The following is a 24125-nucleotide window of genomic DNA, read 5'->3' as shown; positions in this document are numbered from 1 at the left end:
AACACCCCCCCTCCGTCAACCCCCCTGGGGACCAACATCTTTCCCTCTCGGCCCTTCCCCCCCCCTTTTTTTCCCTAGGGGGCCCCCCCCCCGCCCCCCCCCCCCCCCCCCGGGCCAAGACCTCAGGCGCGGGCGTGCCGGGAGCTGCGGGCCGCCGCGCCGGCGCGTTCCACCAGGGCCACCAGATGTTCATTGACCAGCTCGGGCCGCTCCAGCATCACCAGATGCCCGGCGCCGGGGACACAGACCAGCTCCGCGTCGGGCAGCACCTCGGCGATCGTCCGGCTGTGGTCGGCCGGGGTGATCAGATCGTTCTCCCCGGCGAGCACCAGCGAGGGCACCGCGTCGTACGCGACCAGCGCCTCGGTCTTGTCATGCACCGCGAACGCCGGGAAGAACTCGGCGACCACATCGATCGGGGTCGCCTCGATCAGCCGCTCGCCGAACCGCGCGATGCCCGGGTCCACCTTCTCCGGCGTCCCGAACGAATACCGCTTGATCAGCCCGGCGAACAGATCGGCGGTGGCCCGCCGCCCGCGCTCGACGATCTCGCGCTGCCAGCCCAGCGCCTTCAGCACCCCCGGCGCGAGCCAGTGGAAGGCCTTGACGCCCATGGACGGCAGCCCGAAGCCGACCTCGCTGAGCCGGCCCGCGGACGTGCCGATCAGGGCCACCCCGACCACCCGCTCCGCGACGTACTCGGGGAACTGGTCGGCCAGCGCCATCACCGTCATCCCGCCCATGGAGTGCCCGACCAGCACGATCGGCCCCTCGGGGACCGCCGCGTCCAGCACCGCCTTCAGGTCCCGGCCCAGCAGGTCGATGGTGACCGGTTCCGTGCCGTCGATCTGGCCGTGGCCGCGCGAGGAGCGGCCGTGGCTGCGCTGGTCCCAGTGGACGGTGCGCACCGCGCCGCGCAGGGCGGAGCGCTGGAAGTGCCAGGAGTCCTGGCTGAGGCAGTAGCCGTGGCTGAAGACGACCGTGGGGGCCGTGGCGCGCCGGCCCAGCGCCGCCGACAGCCGCTTGCGCAGACCGCCCTGGGCCTCCTGCGCGGCCCGGGCCTCCTTGCCGCGCACCGGCTTGGCGGACCGGTCGGCCTTGCCGCCCTTGCCGTTCCTGCTCTTGCCCGGGTGGTCGTCCTTCTCCGGCCGGCCCGTCTCCACGCCCGGCTCATCGACCTCGTAATACAGCTCGGTGCCGTCCTCGGCGATCGCCGCCCCCGGGGTGCCGCGCAGCGTGCCGTACGGGCCGGCGGCGTCCAGTGCGAGCCGGGCCCGGCGGCGCATTCCGCGGCCGACCGTCATCCGCTCTATCGCCACACCGGCCGCGGCGCCCGCCGCGACCACCCCGATCGCGGCACCGGCCACACCGGCGTGCCGGCCCGCCCGCGCCCAGTTGCCGGCCGCCTCGACGGCCGTCTCGACCGCCTGCGCGGCGGCCTCCTGTCCCTCGGTCATGCCGTACCCCCCGTGAGCGCGCTGTCTCCTTCGGCTTCGCTCCGTGCGCCGCTGTCCACGTAGACGCGCGGGACCCGGCTTCCGATCCGTGTGACGATCTCGTAGCCGATGGTTCCGGCCACCCTGGCCCAGTCCTCCGCGGTCGGCTCACCACGGTCCCCCGGGCCGAACAGCACCGCCGGATCACCCGGCTCGGCGCTGTCGCCGCCCAGGTCGACCACGAACTGGTCCATCGCGATCCGCCCGGCGACCGTCCGCCACTTGCCGGCGACCAGCACCGGGCCGGTCCCGGAGGCGTGCCGCGGGATGCCGTCCGCATAGCCGAGCGGGACCAGCGCCAGGGAGGTCTCCCCGGGCGTCGTGTAGTGGTGCCCGTACGACACGCCGTGGCCGCCCGGGACGCGCTTGACCGAGGCGAGCGAGGCCTCCAGCGTCATCGCGGGCCGCAGTCCGAAGTCCTGGGAGGTCCCGACCTCGGGGCTGGGCGAGATGCCGTAGATGCCGATACCGGTACGGACCAGGTCGAAGTGCGCCTCGGGGAGGGTCAGCAGCGCCGGGGTGTTGGCGATATGCCGCACCTCGGGGTGCAGCCCGGCCCGTTCGGCGGTCCGCAACGCCTCCTGGAAGACGGCCAGCTGGGCGGCGATCGAGGGGTGGCCGGGCTCGTCGGCACAGGCGAAGTGCGACCAGACGCCGGTGACGGTCAGTGTGCCCTCGGCCTCGGCGGCCCGGGCCGCGGCGGTCAGCTCCGACCAGTCGGCGGGTGCGCAGCCGTTGCGGCCGAGCCCGGTGTCGATCTTGAGCTGGACGCGGGCGGGCCGGCCGCACTCCCGGGCCGCCGCGGTCACCTCGCGCAGCGCCCACAGCCCGCTCACCGCGACCTCGATGTCCTGCTCGATGGCCCGGCGCCAGGGGCCGCCCGGCGTCCACAGCCAGCACAGCAGCCGCCCGGTGTCACCGGCCGCCCGGAGCGCGAACGCCTCCTCGGGCAGCGCTGTGCCCAGCCAGCCCGCACCGGCCTCACGGGCGGCGCGCGCACAGCGCACCGCTCCGTGTCCGTAGCCGTCGGACTTGACCACGGCCATCAGCTCTGCCCGGGGTGCGCGGTCCCGCAGTGCACGCACATTCGACCGCACGGCGGCGAGGTCGATGGCGGCACGGGCGCGCTTCGCTGTCTCGTTCATCCCCCTCAGTGTCGCAGGCGACGCCGCGGGGCCCCGGGGGACGGGCGCGGAAACCGTGCTCACACGCCGGGCTTCCGCCCCCAGACGTACACGGTGTCGCCCTGCCTCAGCACTTCCCACGCCCGCCGCGCGTCCGTCATGGTGAGGTTGACGCAGCCGTGCGAGCCGGCTCCCGAGAAGATGTCCTCGTAGACGCCGTGCAGCGCCTCCCCGCGGTCGAAGAACTGGGCGTAGGGCATCCGCGTGCCGTAGAGGTTCGAGATGTGGTGCCGGTGGCGCAGATAGATCCGGTACGAGCCGGTGCGGGTCTCCATCGTCGGCGCACCGGACCGGATCGCCACCGGTTCGAGGATCACCCGGCCGCCCTGCTGCACCCACATCAACTGCCGGTTCAGGTCGACACACGCGGTCCGCTGGGCGAGGGCGGGGCAGTGCCCGGCCCGGTTGGGGTCCTTCCTGGCCCGCATCACCCGCACGATCGCCCCCGTGACCGGGCCGGCGAAGCCGGTGGCCGGCGCGATGCGGTGGGCCTGCTGGAACCGCCGGATCGCCCGGCAGTCCCCCGTGCTCTGCCGCCCGTCCACCTGCCGCCCCAGGTAGCGCTCCGCCTGCCGCTGGTAGGGCCCGGTGGAGGCGCTGCACCGGGCCGCCCGGCCGGCGGGCGCCACCTCGGACCGCGGCACGTACTCGATGTGCCGGGGCCCAAGGGCCGCCCGCGCCGCGCGCGGCAGCCCGGGAACCAGGGCGGGCAAACGGTACGCGGACGGGGACGCCACGGTGGGCGACGGCGCCACGGTGGGCGACGGCGCCACGGCCACCGCGGGCGGCCCGGCGACAACCAGGAGCGAGGCGCAGACCAGCAACGCCGAAAGGGTGCGTTTCATGCCCTCACGCATGCCGTGGGCGCGCGGCCTTACCGCCCACCGGGCGCCAGGTTCGCCCTGGTGCCCGCCCCATTCCCCCGCGGGGCGTAACGCCGCCCCGGCAGCTGTCAGTGCGTCACATCACGCCAGGCGGCGCCCAGATGGGCGGCGACCTCGGAGGCCAGGACCGGCGCGCCGTCCGGCCCGGCCGCGCGGCGCGCCGCCAGCCCGTGCAGATACGCGCCGACGGATCCGGCGTCCCGCGCCCCAAGGCCCGCGGCCAGCAACGACCCGGTCACCCCCGACAGCACGTCCCCGCTCCCGGCCGTCGCCAGCCAGCCGGTCCCGGTGGGGTTGACCCGTACGGGACCGTCCGCCTCCGCCACCAGCGTCGTCGAGCCCTTGAGCAGCACCGTGGCCCCGTAACGCGCCGCCAACTCCCGTACGGAGGCCAGCCGCGCCGCCTCGACCTCCTCGCGGCCGCGCCCGAGCAGCGCGGCGGCCTCCCCCGCGTGCGGCGTCAGCAAGGTCTCCGCCGTCCGCTCCCGGACCCGCTCCGGCGTCAGGAAGCGCAGGCCGTCCGCGTCCACCAGCACCGGCACGTCCGCCGCCAGCACATCCTCCAGCGCGTCCGCCTCGTCCCCGATGCCGGGCCCGATCACCCACGCCTGCACCCGGCCCGCCTTGTCCGGCGGCCCGGGATGCACCAGCGTCTCCGGGAAGCGCGCCAGCACCGCCTCGGCGGCCGGCCCGACATACCGCACGGCCCCCGCGCCGCCCCGCAGCGCACCCGCCACCGCGAGCACCGCCGCCCCCGGATACCGCGCGGACCCGGCGACCACCCCGACCACGCCCCGCCGGTACTTGTCGCTCTCGGGCGCCGGGCGCGGCAGCAGCTCCGCCACGTCCGCGTGCTGCAACGCCTCCAGTTCGGCCTCCTGCGGCAGCGTGAGCCCGATGTCCACCAGCCGCAGCGCGCCCGCCCGCTCGCGCGCCGGATCGATCAGCAGTCCCGGCTTGTACGCACCGAACGTCACCGTCGCATCGGCCCGTACGGCGTCCCCGTGCACCTCGCCGCTGTCCGCGTCCACCCCGCTGGGCAGATCGACCGCGACCACGGGCGCCGACTCCCATGCCGCCCGCGCGAGTTGCGCGGCCTCCGGGCGCAGCCCGCCGCGTCCCCCGATCCCGACGATGCCGTCCACGACCAGATCGGCCCGGCCGATGTCCCGCGGCGCGTCGTCCGAAACCCGTCCCCCGGCCGCCCGCAGCGCGGCCAGGCCGCCCTGGTGGGCCCGGTCGGGCGAGAGCAGCACCGCCACCACCCCGGCCCCCCGCCGGGCCAGCCGGGCACCGGCGTACAGCGCGTCCCCGCCGTTGTCACCGCTGCCCACCAGCAGCACCACCCGGCTGCCGTACACCTTGCCCAGCAACTCCCCACAGGCCACGGCCAGTCCGGCCGCCGCCCGCTGCATCAGGGCCCCTCCGGGCAACCGGGCCATGAGCTCTCGCTCGGCGGCCCGTACGGTCTCCACGCTGTAGGCAGTCCTCATACGGCCAAGTCTCGCCCCTCATCCACCGGGTGCGGGGGATTTCCCCCGCCCGAAGACGTCCGGGGACGGCGCCCGCCACGACGGACCGGACAGGCGCCGCACCGCCCTCACCCCTCGGCGATCACCACGGCGGAGGCGACCCCCGCGTCATGGCTCAGCGACACATGCCACGACCGGACCCCGAGCTCCACCGCCCGCGCCTCGACCGTGCCCTGCACCCGCAGCCGCGGCTGCCCGCTGTCCTCGACGTACACCTCGGCGTCGGTCCAGTGCAGACCGGCCGGCGCCCCGAGCGCCTTGGCCAGCGCTTCCTTGGCGGCGAACCGCGCCGCCAGGGAAGCGATGCCCCGCCGTTCCCCGCTCGGCAATATCAGCTCGTCCTCGATGAACAGCCGATGCGCCAGCTCCGGCGTGCGCTCCAGCGCCGCACCGAAGCGATCGATCTCGGCGACATCGATCCCTACCCCGATGATCACTCCACCGTCACCGACTTGGCGAGGTTGCGCGGCTGGTCGACCTCGTTGCCGCGGGCGGTGGCCAGCTCACAGGCGAAGACCTGCAACGGGACGGTGGACACCAGCGGCTGGAGCAGCACCGGCGTGCGCGGGATCCGTACGAGGTGGTCGGCGTAGGGCACCACCGTCTCGTCGCCCTCCTCCGCGATCACGATGGTCCGCGCGCCCCGGGCCCGGATCTCCTGAATATTCGACACGATCTTGTCGTGCAGCACCGACCGCCCACGCGGCGACGGCACCACCACGACGACCGGCAGATCGTCCTCGATCAGCGCGATCGGCCCGTGCTTGAGCTCCCCGGCCGCGAAGCCCTCCGCATGCATGTACGCGAGCTCCTTGAGCTTCAGCGCACCCTCCAGCGCCACCGGATAGCCCACATGCCGCCCGAGGAAGAGCACCGTGTTCTTGTCGGCGAGCGAGCGCGCCAGCTCCCGTACCGGCTCCATCGTGCCGAGCACCTGCTCCACCTGGGTGCCGATGGCGGCGAGTTCGCGCACCACGTCCCGGATCTCGTCGCCCCACTTGGTGCCCCGCACCTGCGCGACGTAGAGCGCCACCAGATAGCAGGCCACCAGCTGCGTCAGAAACGCCTTCGTCGACGCCACCGCCACCTCGGGCCCGGCGTGCGTGTACAGCACCGCGTCCGACTCCCGCGGGATGGTCGACCCGTTCGTGTTGCAGATGGCGAGCACCTTCGCGCCCTGCTCCCGCGCATGCCGCAGCGCCATCAGGGTGTCCATCGTCTCGCCGGACTGGCTGATCGCGATCACCAGCGTGTGCCGGTCCAGGATCGGGTCCCGGTAACGGAATTCACTGGCCAGCTCGGTCTCGCAGGGAATCCTGGTCCAGTGCTCGATCGCGTACTTGGCGATCATCCCCGCGTGGTACGCCGTCCCGCACGCCACGATGACGACCTTGTCGACCTCCCGCAGCACCTCCGGCGGGATCCGCACCTCGTCCAGCGACAGCACGCCCGACGCGTCGATCCGCCCCAACAGCGTGTCCGCGACGGCCTTCGGCTGCTCGGCGATCTCCTTCAGCATGAAGTAGTCGTAGCCGCCCTTCTCGGCGGCCGAGGCGTCCCAGTCCACGTGGTACTCGCGGACCTCCGCCGGCGCCCCCTCGAAGTCGGTGACCGTCACTCCGTCCCGGCGCAGCTCCACGACCTGGTCCTGGCCCAGCTCGATGGCCTCCCTCGTATGCGCGATGAACGCCGCCACATCCGAGGCCAGGAAGGCTTCACCGTCCCCGACACCCACCACCAGCGGCGAGTTCCGCCGCGCCCCGACCACCACATCCGGCTCATCGGCATGCACCGCGACCAGCGTGAACGCACCTTCCAGCCGCCGGCACACCTGCCGCATCGCCTCGGCCAGCTCGCCGCACGACGAGTAGCACTCGGCCAGCAGATGCGCCACGACCTCGGTATCCGTCTCGGACGCCAACTCGTGCCCGCGGTCGGTGAGTTCGGCGCGCAGCCCGGCGAAGTTCTCGATGATGCCGTTGTGCACGACCGAGACCCGGCCGGCGTTGTCCAGATGCGGATGGGCGTTCTCGTCGGTGGGCCCGCCGTGCGTCGCCCACCGGGTGTGCCCGATCCCCGTCGAACCGGCCGGCAACGGACGGTCCGCCAGCTCCTTCTCCAGGTTGGCCAGTTTCCCGGCCTTCTTGGCCGCCGCCAGCCCCCCATCGGCCAGCACGGCGACCCCCGCCGAGTCATACCCCCGGTACTCCAGCCGCTTCAGCCCGGCCAGGACAACATCCAGGGCGCTCTGCCCGCCCACATATCCCACGATTCCGCACATGGGGGCAGGGTACGCGCCGGGTCCTGCACGGCGACGGTATGGCGACGCGGCGGGCTCGGGGCCGTACCGCCGGCCCCGAGGTCACCGGTCGCCGCGGGCCCGGCTTTCCGGTCATGATCACGACCGATGACCGCGCCCCGGAACACGCCCCCGCACCGCGCGCCAGCGCCCACATGCCCGGGCCCCTCAATACCCCCGCGCTATCCGATGGTGCGCCTCCCGCACCGCCTCCAACGACTCCTCGTCCGCCTCCGCGTCCCCGCCGGGCCCGCCGCCCGGCTCGAAGCGCTCCAGGAAATCGGCGAGATCCTCTCCCAGGTCCTCGTCCGGCAGCTCCTCGGCCAGCTCGGCGTACACCTGGGCAGCGAAGCCGTCCGTGGTGCAGTCCGGACCGGTGTGGTCCGCGCCGGCGTTTCTCCCCCACGGCCGATGTCCCAGCAGACCGGCCTTACGCGTGCGCACCCGAACCCCCCCCTGATTCGTCCGCGGCCCGTCTCCGGGCCCTTCCCCGCCGCTGACCGTACCGGGCAATACCGACCGGGTACAGACAGGGTGGCTGAGATTCACCCAAGCCCACCCCGACATCCACAAGACCACCTTCCGGCGCCCGGCCGGCCACCCCGAGATGAACGGCGGGTGGCGGCTGCGCACAATGGGCGCGTGCCCCTGACGACCGATCCGCAGCAACGACGCCGCGCCGAGAGCTCCCCGTACGTCGATCTGACGCGCGCACAGTGGAGCGCCCTGCGGGAGAAGACCCCGCTGCCCCTGACGGCCGACGAGGTCGAACAGCTGCGGGGCCTGGGCGATGTCATCGACCTCGACGAGGTACGCGATGTCTATCTCCCGCTGTCCCGGCTCCTCAACCTCTATGTCGGCGCCACCAGCAATCTGCGCGGCGCCCTGAACACCTTCCTCGGCGACGCGGGCGGCGGCCCCCAGCCCGGCACCCCGTTCGTCATCGGGGTCGCGGGCAGCGTGGCGGTCGGGAAGTCCACCACCGCCCGGCTGCTCCAGGCGCTGCTGGCCCGCTGGCCCGAGCACCCGCGCGTCGAGCTGGTCACCACCGACGGCTTCCTCTTCCCCAACGCCGAACTGCACCGGCGCGGTCTGATGTCCCGTAAGGGCTTCCCCGAGTCCTACGACCGGCGGGCGCTGACCCGCTTCGTCGCGGCGGTGAAGTCCGGCAAGGCGCAGGTCACCGCACCGGTCTACTCCCACCTGATCTACGACATCGTGCCCGGCGAGCAGCTGACCGTGCAGCGCCCCGACATCCTCATCGTCGAGGGCCTGAACGTCCTCCAGCCGGCCCTGCCCGGCAAGGACGGCCGCACCCGCCTCGGGCTCGCCGACTTCTTCGACTTCTCCGTCTACGTCGACGCCCGCACCGAGGACATCGAGAAGTGGTACCTGGGCCGCTTCCGCAAGCTGCGCGAGACCGCCTTCCAGAACCCGTTCTCGTACTTCCGCAAGTACACCCAGGTCTCCGAGGACGAGGCCCTCGACTACGCCCGGATGATCTGGCGCACCGTCAACAAGCCCAATCTGCAACAGAACGTCGCCCCGACTCGCGGCCGTGCCAACCTGGTGCTCCGCAAGGGGCCGGACCACAAGGTGCAGCGGTTGTCGTTGCGCAAGCTCTAGGGAGTACGAACGCCGTGCTGCATCTGCGCCTGATCGTCCCGGAGGACCGTACGGACGAGGTGCTCCAGCTGCTGGAGCAGACCGTCGGGACCACCCATCTCGTCGTGCTGAGCGGGGCGGCCCGTGAGCCGCGGGGCGATGTGGTGCTGTGCGATGTCGCCCGGGAGGCCGGTGACGGACTGCTGGTCCGGCTGCGGGAGATGGGCCTCGACCGGAGTGGTTCCATCGCGCTGGAGCACATCGATCTGTCGCTGTCCCGGCGGGCCGACCGGGCGGAGGACGAGGCCCCCGGCGAGGGCGCGGACGCCGTGCTGTGGGAGTCGCTGACCGACGCCACCCACGAGGAGTCGACGCTGACGGCCACCTACCTCGCGTTCCTGACCCTCGCGACGATGATCGCGGCCTGCGGTGTGGTCCTCGACAACGCCATCCTGATCGTCGGCGCGATGGCGGTCGGCCCCGAGTTCGGCCCGCTGGCGGGCATCTCCACCGCCCTGGTCCGGCGGGCCCTGCGGCCGGCCTGGCGCTCGCTGGTGGCGCTGGTCGTCGGCTTCGTTGTGGCCATGGTGCTGACCTGTGGCTTCAGCTACTTCATGGATGCGGTGGGGCTGTTCACCGAACACCGGGTCGAGGGCCCGCGGCCCAATACGTCGTTCATCTGGCAGCCGGACTGGATGTCGTTCGTGGTGGCCTTCCTCGCCGGTATCGCCGGCACCCTCTCGCTGACCTCGGCGAAGTCCGGCGCCCTGGTGGGCGTGGCCATCTCCGTGACGACCGTGCCCGCCGCTGCCAACGCCGCTGTCGCCTTCACCTACGGCGACTACGCGCAGACCTGGGGCTCCGTCGGCCAGCTCGGGCTGAACATGGCGGGCATCGTGATCGCCGGCACCCTCACCCTGGCCACACAGAAGCTGCTGTGGGCCCGGCACGGCACCCTCCCCATCGGCCGCTAGCGGACCGGAAACGGGCTCCCCCGGAGCGGACGGCCACGCCCCGGACCGGAAACGGCCTCGCCCCGGAGCGGCAAACCTGCCACCCCGGGGCGAGCCCGGTGCGTCCGCGGCACCCGAGCCGCGGTCCGTTGCCTCAACGGCGGCCGCGGCCACCGCCTACGGCACTCATCCCAGCGCCGACTTGACCGCGTCCGCCAGCCGCTCGGCGACCGCGCGGGCCTGCTCGATGTCCGCCGCCTCCACCATCACCCGCACCAGCGGCTCCGTACCGGACGGCCGCAGCAGCACCCGCCCGGTGGCGCCCAGCTCGCGCTCCGCCTCGGTGACCGCCGCGGTCACCTCGGGCGAGGTGGCCACCCGGGACTTGTCGACGTCGGGGACGTTGATCAGGATCTGCGGCAGCCGCTCCATGACGCCCGCCAGCTCGGCCAGCGGCTTGCCGGTCGCGGCGACCCGCGCGGCCAGCATCAGACCGGTCAGCGTGCCGTCACCGGTGGTGGCGTGGTCCAGCACGATGACGTGCCCGGACTGCTCGCCGCCCAGCGCGAGGCCGTGCGCCTTCATCTCCTCCAGGACGTAGCGGTCGCCGACCGCGGTCTGGACGAGGTCGATGCCCGCGCCCTCCATGGCCAGCTTGAAGCCGAGGTTCGACATCACGGTGGCGACCACGATGTTCTTGCGCAGCGTGCCCGCCTCGCGCATCCCGAGCGCCAGGACGGCCAGGATCTGGTCGCCGTCGATCTCGTTGCCCTCGCGGTCCACCGCCAGGCAGCGGTCCGCGTCGCCGTCGTGGGCGACACCCAGGTCCGCGCCGTGCTCGACCACGGCGGCGCGCAGCAGCTCCAGGTGCGTGGAGCCGCAGCCGTCGTTGATGTTCAGGCCGTCGGGGTCGGTGCCGATCGTGATGACGTCGGCGCCGGCCCGGGCGAACGCCTCGGGCGAGACCCGCGCCGCCGCGCCGTGGGCGCCATCGATGACGATCTTCAGCCCGTCCAGGCGGTTGGGCAGCACGCCGACGAGGTGCGCGACATAGTTGTCGAAGCCCTCGTCATAGACGGTGACCCGGCCCACGCCGGCCCCGGTCGGCCGCTCCCAGGGCTCACCGGAGCTGTGCGCGCGGTAGGTCCGCTCGATGCGGTCCTCCAGCTCGTCGGCGAGCTTGTGGCCGCCGCGGGCGAAGAACTTGATGCCGTTGTCGGGCATCGGGTTGTGGCTGGCGGAGAGCATCACGCCGAGGTCCGCGCCGAGCGAGCCGGTCAGATACGCGACCGCCGGGGTCGGGAGCACCCCCACCCGCAGCACGTCCACGCCGGCGCTGGCCAGGCCCGCGACGACCGCGGCCTCCAGGAACTCACCGGACGCGCGTGGATCGCGGCCGACCACCGCCACCGGCCGGTGCCCCTCGAAGGTGCCGGCTTCCGCGAGCACATGCGCCGCAGCGACCGACAGACCGAGCGCCAGCTCCGCCGTCAGATCCGCATTGGCGACGCCGCGCACACCGTCCGTGCCGAAGAGTCGTCCCACTGGTGTCCTCCGAGTAGATGAGCTTGGACCAGAGCATTAAGTCCAGGTATACGCCCCTGGTCCCGGATAGCCGAACGCCCCGGCAGCACGGAGGTGCCACCGGGGCGTTCGCCAAGATGCTGCACGGTGCAGCAGGCGCGATTAGCGCTTGCTGTACTGCGGCGCCTTACGGGCCTTCTTCAGACCGGCCTTCTTGCGCTCGACCGCACGGTCGTCACGCTTGAGGAATCCGGCCTTCTTCAGCGCCGGGCGGTTGTTGTCGACGTCCGCCTCGTTCAGCGCACGGGCCACGCCCAGGCGCAGCGCACCGGCCTGGCCGGAGATGCCGCCACCGGAGATGCGGGCGACGACGTCGTAGCGGTTGTCCAGCTCAAGCACCTTGAAGGGCTCGTTGACTTCCTGCTGGTGCACCTTGTTGGGGAAGTAGCCCTCAAGGGTGCGACCGTTGATCTTCCACTGGCCGGTGCCCGGAACGATCCGGACGCGGGCGATGGCGTTCTTGCGACGGCCCAGGCCGGCCGCCGGCTGCGGGTCGCCGAAGCGGGACGCGAGGGACTCGGAGGTGTACTCCGACTCCACGACCTCGGTCTCGGTGGTGTATTCCTCGACGGCGTCGTCGTTCTCGATGACGGTCTCGGGAGTGGTCTCGGCCACGATGCTCCTCAGATTCTCTGTCGTCTTAGGGGGTGGCCGGACTTACTGCGCGACCTGGGTGATCTCGAACGGGACCGGCTGCTGCGCAGCGTGCGGGTGCTCGGCACCTGCGTAGACCTTCAGCTTCGAGAGCATCTGACGGCCGAGGGTGTTCTTGGGGAGCATGCCCTTGATGGCCTTCTCGACGGCCTTCTCGGGGTTCTTGTCGAGCAGCTCGTCGTAGCGGACCGAGCGCAGACCGCCCGGGAAGCCCGAGTGGCGGTAGGCCATCTTCTGGGTCCGCTTGTTGCCGGACAGGTGCACCTTGTCGGCGTTGACGATGATGACGAAGTCACCCATGTCAACGTGCGGCGCGTAGACCGGCTTGTGCTTACCCCGCAGGAGGGACGCGGCCTGGCTGGCCAGACGGCCCAGGACAACGTCCTGCGCGTCAATGATGTGCCACTGGCGCTGGACATCGCCGGGCTTGGGGCTGAACGTACGCACGTCTTAGCCTTCGCTTCTTAAGTGAATGGGTCCTGTACTGGTCGCCGTGACCGATCCCGCAGCAGGGCGGCACTACGGGTGACGCAACCCGATCGTCCGCCGCTGGTTATCGGCCCAGGGACCGGCGTAAGGGCCCCTCACGTGAGATAGAGCAAGCCAATACGCATAACGAACCAGCAGAATACCGGGCCGTCCCCAGCGGGGTCAAAACGCCTCCCGAACCGGCGTGCGGTCCGGGACGGCCCCGGCCTACCGCTTCCGCTCCACCCGCCGCTCGTCCCACACCGGCTCCGCCGTCTCCCGCACCAGGCCGTCCGAGCCGAACACCAGGAACCGGTCGAAGGACTTCGCGAACCACCGGTCGTGGGTGACCGCGACCACCGTGCCGTCGTACGCCTCCAGCCCCTCCTGAAGCGCCTCCGCCGACTCCAGGTCCAGGTTGTCGGTCGGCTCGTCGAGCAGCAGGGCGGTCGTCCCGGCCAGCTCCAGCAGCAGGATCTGGAAGCGCGCCTGCTGGCCGCCGGAGAGCCGGTCGAAGCGCTGCTCGGCCTGTTTCTCCAGCTCATAGCGGCGCAGCGCGGACATCGCCTGGCCCTTGTCCTTGGCGTGCTCGGTCCACAGGACGTCGAGCAGGGTGCGGCCCAGCAGCTCGGGGTGGGCATGCGTCTGCGCGAAGTGGCCGGGGACGACCCGGGCGCCCAGCTTCCAGGCGCCGGTGTGCGGGACGGGATTCTGCTCGTCCCCGGCCAGCAGCCGCAGGAAGTGCGACTTGCCGGAACCGTTGGAGCCGAGGACCGCGACCCGCTCGCCGTAGAAGATCTCCAGCAAGAAGGGCTTCATGAGGCCGGTGAGCTCCAGCCCCTCGCAGGTGATCGCGCGCACGCCGGTGCGCCCGCCGCGCAGCCGCATGGTGATCTCCTGCTCGCGCGGCGGCTCCGGCGGCGGCCCGGCCTCCTCGAACTTCCGCAGCCGGGTCTGGGCGGCCTGGTAGCGGGAGGCGAGACCGTCGTTGAACGCCGCCTTGTTCTTGAGCGTGTTCACCAGCTGCTTCAGCTGCACATGCTTCTCGTCCCAGCGCCGCCGCAGCTCCTCGAAGCGGGCGAAGCGCTCCTTGCGGGCCTCGTGATACGTGCCGAAGCCGCCGCCGTGCACCCATACGTCGGAGCCCGCCGGGCCCGGCTCCACGCTGACGATCTTCTCCGCGGCGCGGGCCAGCAGCTCCCGGTCGTGCGAGACGAACAGCACCGTCTTACGGGTCTCCCGCAGCTGCTCCTCCAGCCACCGCTTGCCCGGCACGTCCAGATAGTTGTCCGGCTCGTCCAGCAGCAGCACCTCGTCCGTGCCGCGCAGCAGCGACTCCAGCACCAGCCGCTTCTGCTCACCGCCGGACAGCGTGCGCACCTTGCGCCACTGCGCCTTCTCGTAGGGCATCCCCAGCGCCGCCGTCGTGCAGATGTCCCAGACGGTCTCGGCCTCGTAGCCGCGGGCCTCCGCCCAGTCGCTGAGCGCCTGGGCATAGGCCATCTGCGCGGCCTCGTCGTCGTCCTCGGCGGTCATGATCGCCAGCTCGGCGGCGTCCACCGCGGCGGCCGCCTCCCTGATCCGCGGCTGCGCCACGGAAACCAGCAGGTCACGCACGGTGCGCTCGTCCCGTACGGAGCCCACGAACTGCGGCATCACCCCCAGCCCGCCGCTGACCGTCACCGCCCCGCCGTGCGGCTGGAGCTCCCCCGCGATCAGCCGCAGCAGCGTCGTCTTGCCGGCCCCGTTGGCCCCCACCAGCGCGACCGACGCCCCCTCCCCCACCCGGAAGGACACATCCCCCAGCAGGACCCTCCCGTCCGGCAGGTAGTACTCCAGATGTCCGGCCTCAAGATGTCCCATGAACGGGATTGTGACCGCCCTCCAAGCCTTCTACCAACCGGATTAGGATGCGCGGCATGAGCTTTGGGCAAGGCGGGCCGTTCGACGGCCCCGGGGGTTCTTCGTCGTCGACGCCGGACTGGGGCGCACTCGCCGAGGAGAGTGAGGCACAGGCCCGCCGCAAACGCTGGATGTGGATCGGCGGCGGCGTGCTGGCGGCCCTCGCGGTGGCCGGCATCGTCACCGCCGCCGTCATGACCGGCGGTGCGAAGGGCGGCAGTCCGACGGCGTCGCCCAGCGCGTCCGACGACGCCGCGGTGCCGGACGACCAGCCGTCCTTCCCGGACGTCTCCGTCCCGCCCCCGCCCAACCCGCGGGACTACATCTCCGACCCCAAGAAGGACAAGGCGCCGCTGACGCCCGCCACCCTCTTCCCGCAGAAGAGCATGGTCGTCGGCGAGCACGCCTACCCCCGCACCAAGACCGCCACCACCAAGGACTGCACCGCCGCCGCCCAGGGCCCGCTGGTCTCCTCACTCACCCACAACGGCTGCCGGCAGCTGCTGCGGGCCACGTATTCCAAGGGCGGTGTCGCGGTCACCGTCGGCATCGCGGTCTTCGACTCCCCGGCGCAGGCCACCAAGGTCATGAACGAGAACAGGGCCAACCTCATGCCGCTGCCCGGCGGCGGTGTCCCGGCGGACTTCTGCCAGGGCACGAAGTGCCGGATGGCGACCAATGCCACCGGCCGCTACGCCTACTTCACGATCGCCGGCTACCTCAACGGCAAGGACGTCACCAACACCGAGACCAAGGCCCGGCAGATCGCCCGGGACGGCGGTGCCTACGCGTTCAGCCAGATCACCCAGCGCGGCAAGGACCAGGCCGCGAAGGCCGCCGAGCAGCAGCTGAAGGAGGCCCGGGAGAAGGCCGGCCAGTCCTGACGCCTCCGGTGGCGCCGCCCCTCCGGCGGCGCCACCACCGGACCGCCGCTCAGCAGCAGCCGCCCGCCGGCAGCGTCCGCTTGTTCCGCGCCTCCTGGTTGCGCGCCATCAGCAGCTCGTCGGCCGGATAGCCGACCTCCTCCAGCGTCAGCCCATGGGGCCGTACGACATGCACGGCGGAGTCCCGCACCCCGGCGGCCAGCACCTTGCCCGGCCACTCCACGGGCCGGTGCCCGTCCCCGACGAACAGCATCGCCCCCACCAGCGACCGCACCATGTTGTGGCAGAAGGCATCCGCCCGCACGGTCGCCGTGATGATCCCGTCGGCCCCGCGCACCCAGCTCAGCTCCTGGAGCGTACGGATCGTCGTCGCGCCCTCCCGCCGCTTGCAGTACGCCGCGAAGTCGTGCTCACCCAGCAGCGGCCGGGAGGCCTCGTTCATCGCCTCGACGTCCAGCGCCCAGTCGTGCCACAGCACATGGCCGCGCAGCAGCGGATCCACCCCGCCGTGGTGATCGGTCACCCGGTACGCATAGCGCCGCCAGATCGCCGAGAACCGGGCGTTGAAGCCGTACGGCGCCTCGGCGAGCCGCCACACCCGCACATCCTTCGGCAGCCGCCCGGCCAGCCGCCGCAGCAGCTTGTCCTGATGCTCGGCCCACAGCTCCGCGGGAAGATCCACATGCGCCACCTGCCCCCGCGCATGCACCCCGGCATCCGTCCGCCCCGCCACGGTGAGCTCATACGTCTCCGCGGACCGGGTCACCGTCCGCAGCGCGTCCTCGATCTCCCCCTGGACGGTCCGCCGCCCGCCGGCCTGCTTCGCCCATCCGGAGAAGTCCTTTCCGTCGTAGGAAAGGTCCATCCGCACCCGGACCGCGCCCGGCTTCACTTCGTCACTCACACCCGCAATCCTCTCAAGCCTCCCGTGGGACACCCGCCCCCGCATACGAAAGCGGGCCCGCCCCGAAGGGCGGACCCGCTGACGCTCAAGCCGGGACTCAGGCGTCCTTCGACTCCTCGGTCGCCTCGGCAGCCGTGGCCGCCTCCGCGTCCTTGGCCGCACGCTTGGTCGCGGCCTCGGCCTCACCGGTGGCCTGCTGGGCCACGGTCAGCGCCTCCACCAGCTCGATGACGGCCATGGGAGCGTTGTCGCCACGACGGTTACCGATCTTGGTGATACGGGTGTAGCCACCCGGGCGGTTCTCGAACCGCGGGGCGATCTCCGTGAAGAGCGTGTGCACGACGCTCTTGTCCGAGATCAGCTGCATGACCTGACGGCGGTTGTGAAGGTCGCCCTTCTTCGCCTTGGTCACCAGGCGCTCCGCGTACGGACGCAGACGACGGGCCTTGGCCTCGGTCGTCGTGATGCGGCCGTGCTCGAAGAGCGCGGTGGCCAGGTTGCGCAGCATGAGGCGCTCGTGCGCAGCGCTGCCGCCCAGACGGGCACCCTTGGCGGGCTTCGGCATGTTCTTTCTCCTTGGTATCTGCCCCGGCCGTATCAGGTACCGAGGTCAGGACCCGGCGAGCGGTTGCTCACCGGCAACAACCAGCCCCTCCCGCGAGGAGAGGGGCGGGACCCCCGCACCCCGTAAGGGGCGCGGGGAACTGCGCGACCGGCCACCGCCGGCCCGCAGCCGAAATCAGGCCGTCCGGCCCGAGCTCTTAGTACTGCTCGGTCTCGACGAAACCGGCGTCCGCGTCGTCATCGGCGCCAAAGGCGTCCGCCGCGGCGGTCGGGTCGAATCCGGGCGGGCTGTCCTTGAGGGCCAGGCCCATGCCGGCCAGCTTCGCCTTGACCTCGTCGATCGACTTCGCACCGAAGTTGCGGATGTCGAGCAGGTCGGCCTCGGAGCGCGCCACGAGCTCACCCACGGAGTGGATGCCCTCACGCTTGAGGCAGTTGTACGAGCGGACCGTGAGCTCCAGCTCCTCGATCGGCAGCGCCAGGTCGGCGGCCAGGGCGGCGTCCGTCGGGGACGGGCCCATGTCGATGCCCTCGGCGTCGATGTTGAGCTCGCGCGCCAGACCGAACAGCTCGACCAGGGTCTTACCGGCGGACGCCATGGCGTCACGCGGGCGCATGGCCTGCTTGGTCTCGACGTCGACGATCAGCTTGTCGAAGTCGGTGCGCTGCTCGACACGGGTCGCCTCGACCTTGTAGGTGACCTTGAGCACCGGCGAGTAGATGGAGTCGACCGGGATACGGCCGATCTCCTGGCCCACCTGCTTGTTCTGGACGGCGGAGACATAGCCGCGACCGCGCTCGACGGTCAGCTCCATCTCCAGCTTGCCCTTGCCGTTGAGGGTGGCGAGGACCAGGTCCGGGTTGTGCACCTCGACACCGGCCGGGGGCGCGATGTCAGCAGCGGTGACCAGGCCGGGACCCTGCTTGCGCAGGTACATCACGACCGGCTCGTCGTGCTCCGAGGAGACGACCAGCTGCTTGATGTTGAGGATGAGGTCGGTGACGTCCTCCTTGACGCCCGGCACGGTGGTGAACTCGTGCAGGACACCGTCGATGCGGATGGACGTGACCGCCGCACCCGGGATCGAGGACAGGAGGGTACGGCGCAGGGAGTTGCCGAGGGTGTAACCGAAGCCCGGCTCCAGCGGCTCGATCACGAACCGGGAGCGGTATTCGTCGACGACCTCTTCGGTCAACGAGGGACGCTGAGCAATCAGCATGTTCTTCGATCCTTCAGTCGTGGACGCCCGCTATTTGACGTCCGCTGTACTGACAAGGGTACGGGCGGCACGGCGCCATCGGCTCCGTACCGCCCCCACCGGTCAGCTCTTACTTGGAGTAGAGCTCAACGATCAGCTGCTCCTGCACCTGGGTGTCGATCACCTGGCGCTCGGGCATGCTGTGCACGAGAATCCGCAGGTTCGACGGAATCGCTTCCAGCCAGGCCGGAACCGTCTTCTCGCCGGCCTCGGCCTTGGCCACCTCGAAGGGGGTCAGGTTCCGAGAGCCCTCGCGGACCTCGACGATGTCGTTCACGGCCACCCGCGCCGACGGGATGTCGGTCTTGCGGCCGTTCACCGTGATGTGTCCGTGACGCACCAGCTGACGGGCGTGGTCGCGGGACTTGGCAAAGCCGGCCCGGTAGACCACGTTGTCGAGGCGGGTCTCAAGGATGCGCAGAAGGTTCTCACCGGTCTTGCCGGTCTTCTGGTTCGCTTCCTTGTAGTAGTTCACGAACTGCTTCTCCAGGACACCGTAGATACGGCTGCACTTCTGCTTCTCACGAAGCTGGAGCAGGTACTCGCTGTCCTTGGTGCGCCCGCGACCGTGCTCACCCGGGGGGTAAGGACGGATCTCGATCGGGCACTTCGCGCTCTCGCACTTGCTCCCCTTGAGGAAGAGCTTCTGCTTCTCCCGACGGCAACGCTTGCAGTCGGCCCCGGTGTATCGCGCCATTTTCCAGTTGTCTCCGTTACCTCAGTGCGTCAGACGCGCCGGCGCTTGGGCGGGCGGCATCCGTTGTGCGGAGTGGGGGTGACGTCCTGGATCGAACCCACCTCGAGGCCGGTGGCCTGGAGGGAGCGGATCGCGGTCTCACGGCCGGAGCCAGGACCCTTGACGAAGACGTCGACCTTGCGCATGCCGTGCTCCTGCGCGCGGCGGGCGGCCGACTCGGCGGCCATCTGCGCGGCGAAGGGGGTGGACTTGCGCGAGCCCTTGAAGCCGACGTGGCCGGCCGAGGCCCAAGAGATCACGTTGCCCGTGGGGTCCGTGATCGAGACGATCGTGTTGTTGAACGTGCTCTTGATGTGAGCGTGCCCGTGGGCAACGTTCTTCTTCTCCTTGCGGCGCACCTTCTTGGCGCCGGCCGTACGGCCCTTCGGAGGCATTCATTACTCCCGTGGAGGTGGTCGGTCCTACAGCGAAGACCGCTGGTGAGCGTCCTGCTGAGGACTACTTCTTGCCCGGCTTCTTCTTGCCGGCGATCGCGCGACGCGGGCCCTTGCGGGTACGGGCGTTCGTGCTGGTGCGCTGACCGTGCACCGGCAGACCGCGGCGGTGACGCAGACCCTGGTAGCAGCCGATCTCGACCTTGCGGCGGATGTCGGCCTGGATCTCGCGACGGAGGTCACCCTCGGTCTTGAGGTTGTTGTCCACGTACTCGCGGATCTTGACGAGGTCTTCCTCGGCCAGGTCGCGAACCCGGGTGTTCGGGTTCACGCCGGTGGCGGCGAGAGTCTGCTGCGACAGCGTCCGCCCGATACCGAAGACGTAGGTGAGGGCGACCTCCACACGCTTTTCGCGCGGGAGATCAACGCCTGCGAGGCGTGCCATTGATGTGGCTCCTGATGGCTATTCGGAGGTCTTCCGCAGCACCGTTCCCGTAAGACTCTGAAGAATTACGAGCCGGGTCCCCGGCCTCCGAGCCGGGGGTGTCGTCCCCACGCGAGTGATGCGGGGGTCGGGTGACTGCGTATGTACGTATGTGCTTGCGTCGCGCGAAAACTGCGAAATGCAGGTGGTCGGCGTGCGTCAGCCCTGGCGCTGCTTGTGGCGCAGGTTGTCGCAGATGACCATGACCCGGCCGTGGCGGCGGATCACCTTGCACTTGTCGCAGATCTTCTTGACGCTCGGCTTGACCTTCATGGGATGTGAGGTTCTCCGGGTCAGTGCCGTCACCCCACGGGAGCGGGGCGCCGACAAGATCTACTTGTAGCGGTAGACGATCCGGCCACGCGTCAGGTCGTAGGGAGAAAGCTCCACGACGACCCGGTCATCCGGGAGGATACGGATGTAGTGCATCCGCATCTTGCCGCTGATGTGCGCGAGGACCTTGTGACCGTTCTGGAGCTCCACCTTGAACATGGCGTTCGGGAGGGACTCGATCACGGTGCCCTCGATCTCGATGGCACCTTGCTTCTTGGCCACGCTTCGCCCTTCGAATCGGCTACCTTGATCGACTATCCCGCACCACGCCCTCAACCAAGAGGGCATACGGATGCACGAGAGCCGACGCGTCAGTCTACGCCAGGGCCCAGGAAAAGACGAATCCTGGATTATTGCCCATCAGGCGTGATCCTTACGCCCGGGTCGCCCGGCTCATGCCAGGGGGTCGGGCGCGGCCGTGATCCCCAGCTCGGCGAGCTTGGCCTTGCCGCCGTCCGGCGCGGTCAGCACCAGCGGGCCCTCCTCGGTCAGCGCGACCGAGTGCTCCCAGTGCGAGGACCAGCTGCCGTCGTTCGACTTGACCGTCCAGTCGTCGTCGAGCACATGGGTCTTGGCCGTGCCGAGGTTCACCATCGGCTCGATCGCGATGCAGAAGCCGGGCACCAGCTTCGGGCCGCGGCCGCGCTTGCGGTCGACGTAGTTCAGCAGATGCGGGTCCATGTGCATCTGCGAGCCGATGCCGTGGCCGCCGTAGTCCTCGACGATGCCGTACTTACCGCCGGCCGGCCGGGGCTGGCGGCGGATGTAGCCCTCGATCGCCTTGGAGATGTCGACCAGGCGGTTGCCCTTGGCGACCGCCGCGATGCCGGCCCACATCGACTCCTCGGTGACCCGGCTCAGCTCGACCAGCTCCGGGGCGTGACCGGAGCCGACGAAGGCGGTGTACGCCGCGTCGCCGTGCCAGCCGTCGATGATCGCGCCGCAGTCGATCGAGATCAGGTCGCCGTTCTGCAGCACCGTCTCGGTGTCGGGGATGCCGTGGACCACGACATCGTTGACCGAGGTGCAGATCGTCGCGGGGAAGCCGCCGTATCCGAGGAAGTTCGACTTCGCACCGTGCTCGGCGATCACCTTGCGTGCCGCGTCGTCCAGGTCCTTGGTCGTGGCGCCGGGCACCGCCACCTTCCGGGTCGCCGCGTGAATGGCGGCGACCACCAGCCCCGCCTCGCGCATCTTCGCGATCTGCTCGGGGGTCTTGATCTCCACCATGACGGCTGGCGCCTTCCTGAACCGACTACAACGCTTCTCCGGCGGCCGTCACGACCGCCCCGTACACGATACGGCCGCGGTACCCGTCGCGGGCACCGCGGCCGTAGGCACGCCGTTCTTGCTGCTACGCGTCCCGGGACGGCAGGGCCGCCATCGCGCGCTTGGTGACCTCGTCGACCTTGCCCATCGCCAGGAGCGTGACCACCAGGTCCTGCGCCTTGTAGTAGTCGATGATCGGCTCGGTCTCCGTGTGGTAGACCTCCAGGCGCTTGCGGACGGTCTCCTCGCGGTCGTCGTCCCGCTGGTACAGCTCGCCGCCGCAGACGTCACAGACGCCCTCGGTCTCCGGCTTGTTGTACTCGGCGTGGAAGACGTGGCTGCTGTCGTTGCGGCAGATGCGCCGGCCGGCGATCCGCTTGACGACCTCGTCCTCGGGGACCTCCAGGTCCAGGACGGCGTCCAGCGTGAGGTTCTTGTCCTTGAGGTACTCGTCCAGCGCCTTGGCCTGGCCCAGGTTGCGGGGGAAGCCGTCCAGCAGGAAGCCGTTGGCTGCGTCGGGCTGCTCCATACGGTCCTCGGCCATCGCGATGGTGACCGAGTCGGGCACCAGATTGCCGGCGTCCATGTATGACTTCGCCTCGCGGCCGAGGGGCGTCCCCTGGCTGATGTTGGCGCGGAACAGGTCCCCCGTGGAGATGTGCGGGATCGCGAGGTTCTTGGCAAGGTACGCAGCCTGCGTACCCTTGCCGGCCCCCGGGGGTCCGACGAGGACGATTCGCATCAGCGGAGGAACCCTTCGTAGTTGCGCTGCTGAAGCTGGCTCTCGATCTGCTTCACGGTCTCCAGACCCACACCCACGATGATCAGGATGCTTGTCCCGCCGAACGGGAAGTTCTGGTTCGCGTTGAAAAGCACCAACGCCACTGTTGGTACGAGCGCGATCAGCCCCAGGTACAGCGAGCCCGGCCACGTGATCCGGTTGAGCACGTAGCTGAGGTACTCGGCCGTCGGGCGACCAGCCCGGATACCCGGGATGAAGCCACCATACTTCTTCATGTTGTCGGCAACTTCTTCGGGGTTGAAGCTGATGGCCACGTAGAAGAAGGCGAAGAACACGATCAGCAGGAAGTACGTAACGATGTAAACGGGGTGATTTCCCTTGGTGAAGTTGGTGGCGATCCACGTCGCCCATGCCGCCTTCGACCCGCTGAACTGTGCGATGAGGGCTGGAATGTAGAGCAGCGATGACGCGAAGATGACAGGAATCACACCTGCCTGGTTCACCTTGAGCGGGATGTAAGTGGACGTACCGCCGTAGGACCGGCGCCCGATCATCCGCTTCGCGTACTGCACCGGGATCCGCCGCTGCGCCTGCTCGACGAAGACCACCAGGGCCACCATCGCCAGGCCCACCGCGATCACCGAGAAGAACTCGATCCAGCCGTCGGCCAGCTTGCCGGTGAGCTTGATCTGCCACAGCGCGCCCGGGAAGCCGGCGGCGATCGAGATGAACATCAGGATCGACATGCCGTTGCCGATGCCGCGGTCGGTGACCAGCTCGCCGAGCCACATGATCAGGCCGGTGCCGGCGGTCATCGTGATGACCATCGTGATGGTGGTGAAGATCGAGTCGCTGGGGACGATCTCGCTGGCGACCGAGCAGTTCTGGAAGAGCGCACCGCTGCGGGCGGTGGCGACCAGGCCGGTGCCCTGGAGGATCGCGAGCGCCACGGTCAGATAGCGCGTGTACTGGGTGATCTTCGCCTGGCCGGACTGTCCCTCTTTCTTGAGGGCCTCCAGCCGGGGGATCACGACGGTCAGCAGCTGGAGGATGATGCTCGCCGTGATGTACGGCATGATCCCCAGCGCGAAGATCGTGATCTGCAGCAGCGCACCACCGCTGAACATGTTCACCAGGGCGAACAACCCGCTGTTACCGCCGGCCTGCTTCATGCAGGTCTCGACGTTCGCGTAATTCACCCCGGGGACCGGGACATGCGCGCCGATCCGGTAGAGCACGATGATGCCCAATGTGAACAGCAGCTTTTTGCGCAGGTCGGGCGTCTTGAACGCTCGGGCGAACGCGGTGAGCACGGTGCCTCCTGCGCCTCCCGCCTGTGCGAGAGGTGACGGTCTTGAGGATCGACGAATAGTTAGCGGCCAAAACCGCACAGGCACGGCCTGTGCGGCGAACGTCCGGGGACTGGTCCCGGACAAAACAACACTGCACGCCACCTTACCGGCGACCGTACCCCCTTGGAACGACCAACCGGGGATGCCCCAATCGATGGGCATCCCCGGTCAGTTGAACCAACGAACTCAGATGAGCTCGGTGACGGTGCCGCCGGCAGCGGCGATCTTCTCCTTGGCGGAGCCGGAAACGGCGTCAACCGAAACCTGCAGCGCCACGGAGATCTCGCCCTGGCCCAGGACCTTGACGAGCTCGTTCTTGCGCACCGCGCCCTTGGCGACCAGATCGGCCACCGTGACCTCGCCACCCTGCGGGTAGAGCTCGGCCAGCTTCGCCAGGTTCACGACCTGGAACTGCTTGTGGGCGGGGTTCTTGAAGCCCTTCAGCTTCGGGAGGCGCATGTGGAGGGGCATCTGCCCACCCTCGAAGCGCTCCGGAACCTGGTAACGGGCCTTCGTGCCCTTGGTACCACGACCAGCGGTCTTACCCTTGGACGCCTCACCACGACCGACACGGGTCTTGGCGGTCTTGGCGCCCGGGGCGGGCCGGAGGTTGTGGACCTTCAGCGGGTTGGTCTCCGCCAT

General features: G+C 70.2%; 26 protein-coding genes. 3 read left to right on the top strand and 23 right to left on the bottom strand.

Annotated features, from left to right (window positions below; all coding sequences use genetic code 11):
* Positions 1–122: 122 nt before the first annotated feature.
* The 7 genes from ACZ4XD_RS29180 to ACZ4XD_RS29150 form a co-directional block, all read right to left on the bottom strand.
* Complete coding sequence (locus ACZ4XD_RS29180; protein WP_468046877.1) at positions 123–1457, bottom strand: alpha/beta fold hydrolase; 1335 nt, start codon at positions 1455–1457, stop codon at positions 123–125.
* Positions 1454–2641: an alanine racemase gene (gene alr / locus ACZ4XD_RS29175; protein ID WP_468046875.1), complete on the bottom strand. Its 1188-nt coding sequence runs from the start codon at positions 2639–2641 to the stop codon at positions 1454–1456. Before alr ends, ACZ4XD_RS29180 begins: the two co-directional genes overlap by 4 nt.
* Before the next feature lie 59 nt (positions 2642–2700).
* Entirely contained in the window at positions 2701–3525 is an 825-nt protein-coding gene (locus ACZ4XD_RS29170; RefSeq protein ID WP_468046873.1) for a L,D-transpeptidase, read from the bottom strand.
* Between the two features lie 107 nt (positions 3526–3632).
* Positions 3633–5057 (bottom strand): NAD(P)H-hydrate dehydratase, encoded by a 1425-nt coding sequence (locus tag ACZ4XD_RS29165; RefSeq protein ID WP_468046872.1) that lies wholly within the window; start codon positions 5055–5057, stop codon positions 3633–3635.
* A 107-nt stretch (positions 5058–5164) separates the two neighbouring features.
* Complete coding sequence (locus ACZ4XD_RS29160; RefSeq protein ID WP_042155918.1) at positions 5165–5533, bottom strand: holo-ACP synthase; 369 nt, start codon at positions 5531–5533, stop codon at positions 5165–5167.
* Complete coding sequence (glmS, locus tag ACZ4XD_RS29155) at positions 5530–7377, bottom strand: glutamine--fructose-6-phosphate transaminase (isomerizing) (protein WP_042155916.1); 1848 nt, start codon at positions 7375–7377, stop codon at positions 5530–5532. Before glmS ends, ACZ4XD_RS29160 begins: the two co-directional genes overlap by 4 nt.
* Positions 7378–7563: 186 nt before the next feature.
* A complete protein-coding gene (locus ACZ4XD_RS29150) occupies positions 7564–7839 on the bottom strand; it encodes a hypothetical protein (RefSeq protein ID WP_468046870.1) in 276 nt (91 codons plus the stop codon).
* Between the two features lie 198 nt (positions 7840–8037).
* Between ACZ4XD_RS29150 and coaA the strand changes: the two genes are divergently transcribed.
* On the top strand, positions 8038–9021 hold the full coding sequence (gene coaA / locus ACZ4XD_RS29145; protein WP_468046868.1) for a type I pantothenate kinase: 984 nt from the start codon (positions 8038–8040) through the stop codon (positions 9019–9021).
* A gap of 14 nt (positions 9022–9035) precedes the next feature.
* Positions 9036–9974, top strand: coding sequence for a DUF389 domain-containing protein (locus ACZ4XD_RS29140; protein ID WP_468046866.1), 939 nt, complete (start codon positions 9036–9038; stop codon positions 9972–9974).
* Between the two features lie 165 nt (positions 9975–10139).
* On the opposite strand, the gene glmM is transcribed toward ACZ4XD_RS29140, so the two are convergent.
* The 4 genes from glmM to ACZ4XD_RS29120 all read right to left on the bottom strand — a co-directional run bounded on the left by glmM (position 10140) and on the right by ACZ4XD_RS29120 (position 14522).
* Positions 10140–11498, bottom strand: coding sequence for a phosphoglucosamine mutase (gene glmM, locus ACZ4XD_RS29135; RefSeq protein WP_468046865.1), 1359 nt, complete (start codon positions 11496–11498; stop codon positions 10140–10142).
* Between the two features lie 141 nt (positions 11499–11639).
* The gene (rpsI, locus tag ACZ4XD_RS29130) at positions 11640–12152 is read right to left on the bottom strand and encodes a 30S ribosomal protein S9 (protein WP_042155909.1); all 513 of its coding nucleotides are present in this window, start codon (positions 12150–12152) and stop codon (positions 11640–11642) included.
* Between the two features lie 42 nt (positions 12153–12194).
* Positions 12195–12638 carry a 50S ribosomal protein L13 gene (gene rplM / locus ACZ4XD_RS29125; protein WP_042155907.1) on the bottom strand — a complete coding sequence of 148 codons (444 nt, stop codon included), beginning with the start codon at positions 12636–12638 and terminating at the stop codon, positions 12195–12197.
* A 249-nt stretch (positions 12639–12887) separates the two neighbouring features.
* A complete protein-coding gene (locus ACZ4XD_RS29120) occupies positions 12888–14522 on the bottom strand; it encodes an ABC-F family ATP-binding cassette domain-containing protein (RefSeq protein ID WP_468046863.1) in 1635 nt (544 codons plus the stop codon).
* 56 nt (positions 14523–14578) lie between these two features.
* On the opposite strand from ACZ4XD_RS29120, the gene ACZ4XD_RS29115 reads away from it, so the two are divergent.
* The gene (locus tag ACZ4XD_RS29115; protein ID WP_468046862.1) at positions 14579–15445 is read left to right on the top strand and encodes a hypothetical protein; all 867 of its coding nucleotides are present in this window, start codon (positions 14579–14581) and stop codon (positions 15443–15445) included.
* A 49-nt stretch (positions 15446–15494) separates the two neighbouring features.
* Here the strand turns inward: ACZ4XD_RS29115 and truA are convergent, their stop codons facing one another.
* The 12 genes from truA to rplO all read right to left on the bottom strand — a co-directional run bounded on the left by truA (position 15495) and on the right by rplO (position 24125).
* Positions 15495–16349 (bottom strand): tRNA pseudouridine(38-40) synthase TruA, encoded by an 855-nt coding sequence (truA, locus tag ACZ4XD_RS29110; protein WP_468046860.1) that lies wholly within the window; start codon positions 16347–16349, stop codon positions 15495–15497.
* Positions 16350–16446: 97 nt separating this feature from the next.
* A complete protein-coding gene (gene rplQ, locus ACZ4XD_RS29105) occupies positions 16447–16914 on the bottom strand; it encodes a 50S ribosomal protein L17 (protein ID WP_018090886.1) in 468 nt (155 codons plus the stop codon).
* A 196-nt stretch (positions 16915–17110) separates the two neighbouring features.
* Positions 17111–18133: a DNA-directed RNA polymerase subunit alpha gene (locus ACZ4XD_RS29100; protein ID WP_003956430.1), complete on the bottom strand. Its 1023-nt coding sequence runs from the start codon at positions 18131–18133 to the stop codon at positions 17111–17113.
* 109 nt (positions 18134–18242) lie between these two features.
* Positions 18243–18869 (bottom strand): 30S ribosomal protein S4, encoded by a 627-nt coding sequence (gene rpsD, locus ACZ4XD_RS29095; RefSeq protein WP_042155896.1) that lies wholly within the window; start codon positions 18867–18869, stop codon positions 18243–18245.
* Positions 18870–18898: 29 nt separating this feature from the next.
* Positions 18899–19303, bottom strand: coding sequence for a 30S ribosomal protein S11 (gene rpsK / locus ACZ4XD_RS29090; RefSeq protein WP_004571845.1), 405 nt, complete (start codon positions 19301–19303; stop codon positions 18899–18901).
* A 64-nt stretch (positions 19304–19367) separates the two neighbouring features.
* Entirely contained in the window at positions 19368–19748 is a 381-nt protein-coding gene (rpsM, locus tag ACZ4XD_RS29085; RefSeq protein ID WP_018090888.1) for a 30S ribosomal protein S13, read from the bottom strand.
* A gap of 198 nt (positions 19749–19946) precedes the next feature.
* The gene (gene rpmJ, locus ACZ4XD_RS29080; RefSeq protein ID WP_003956441.1) at positions 19947–20060 is read right to left on the bottom strand and encodes a 50S ribosomal protein L36; all 114 of its coding nucleotides are present in this window, start codon (positions 20058–20060) and stop codon (positions 19947–19949) included.
* Positions 20061–20120: 60 nt separating this feature from the next.
* On the bottom strand, positions 20121–20342 hold the full coding sequence (gene infA, locus ACZ4XD_RS29075; RefSeq protein WP_003956442.1) for a translation initiation factor IF-1: 222 nt from the start codon (positions 20340–20342) through the stop codon (positions 20121–20123).
* Between the two features lie 171 nt (positions 20343–20513).
* Entirely contained in the window at positions 20514–21350 is an 837-nt protein-coding gene (gene map, locus ACZ4XD_RS29070) for a type I methionyl aminopeptidase (RefSeq protein WP_468046855.1), read from the bottom strand.
* 124 nt (positions 21351–21474) lie between these two features.
* Positions 21475–22131: an adenylate kinase gene (locus tag ACZ4XD_RS29065; protein ID WP_423665569.1), complete on the bottom strand. Its 657-nt coding sequence runs from the start codon at positions 22129–22131 to the stop codon at positions 21475–21477.
* Positions 22131–23444 carry a preprotein translocase subunit SecY gene (secY, locus tag ACZ4XD_RS29060; protein WP_468046853.1) on the bottom strand — a complete coding sequence of 438 codons (1314 nt, stop codon included), beginning with the start codon at positions 23442–23444 and terminating at the stop codon, positions 22131–22133. Before secY ends, ACZ4XD_RS29065 begins: the two co-directional genes overlap by 1 nt.
* Before the next feature lie 225 nt (positions 23445–23669).
* Positions 23670–24125 carry a 50S ribosomal protein L15 gene (rplO, locus tag ACZ4XD_RS29055; RefSeq protein ID WP_042155880.1) on the bottom strand — a complete coding sequence of 152 codons (456 nt, stop codon included), beginning with the start codon at positions 24123–24125 and terminating at the stop codon, positions 23670–23672.

The sequence above is a fragment of the Streptomyces sp. NPDC029466 genome, assembly GCF_055574515.1.
The sequence above is the reverse complement of the archived record's forward strand: the minus strand, read 5'-3'. Positions and strand labels throughout refer to the sequence as shown.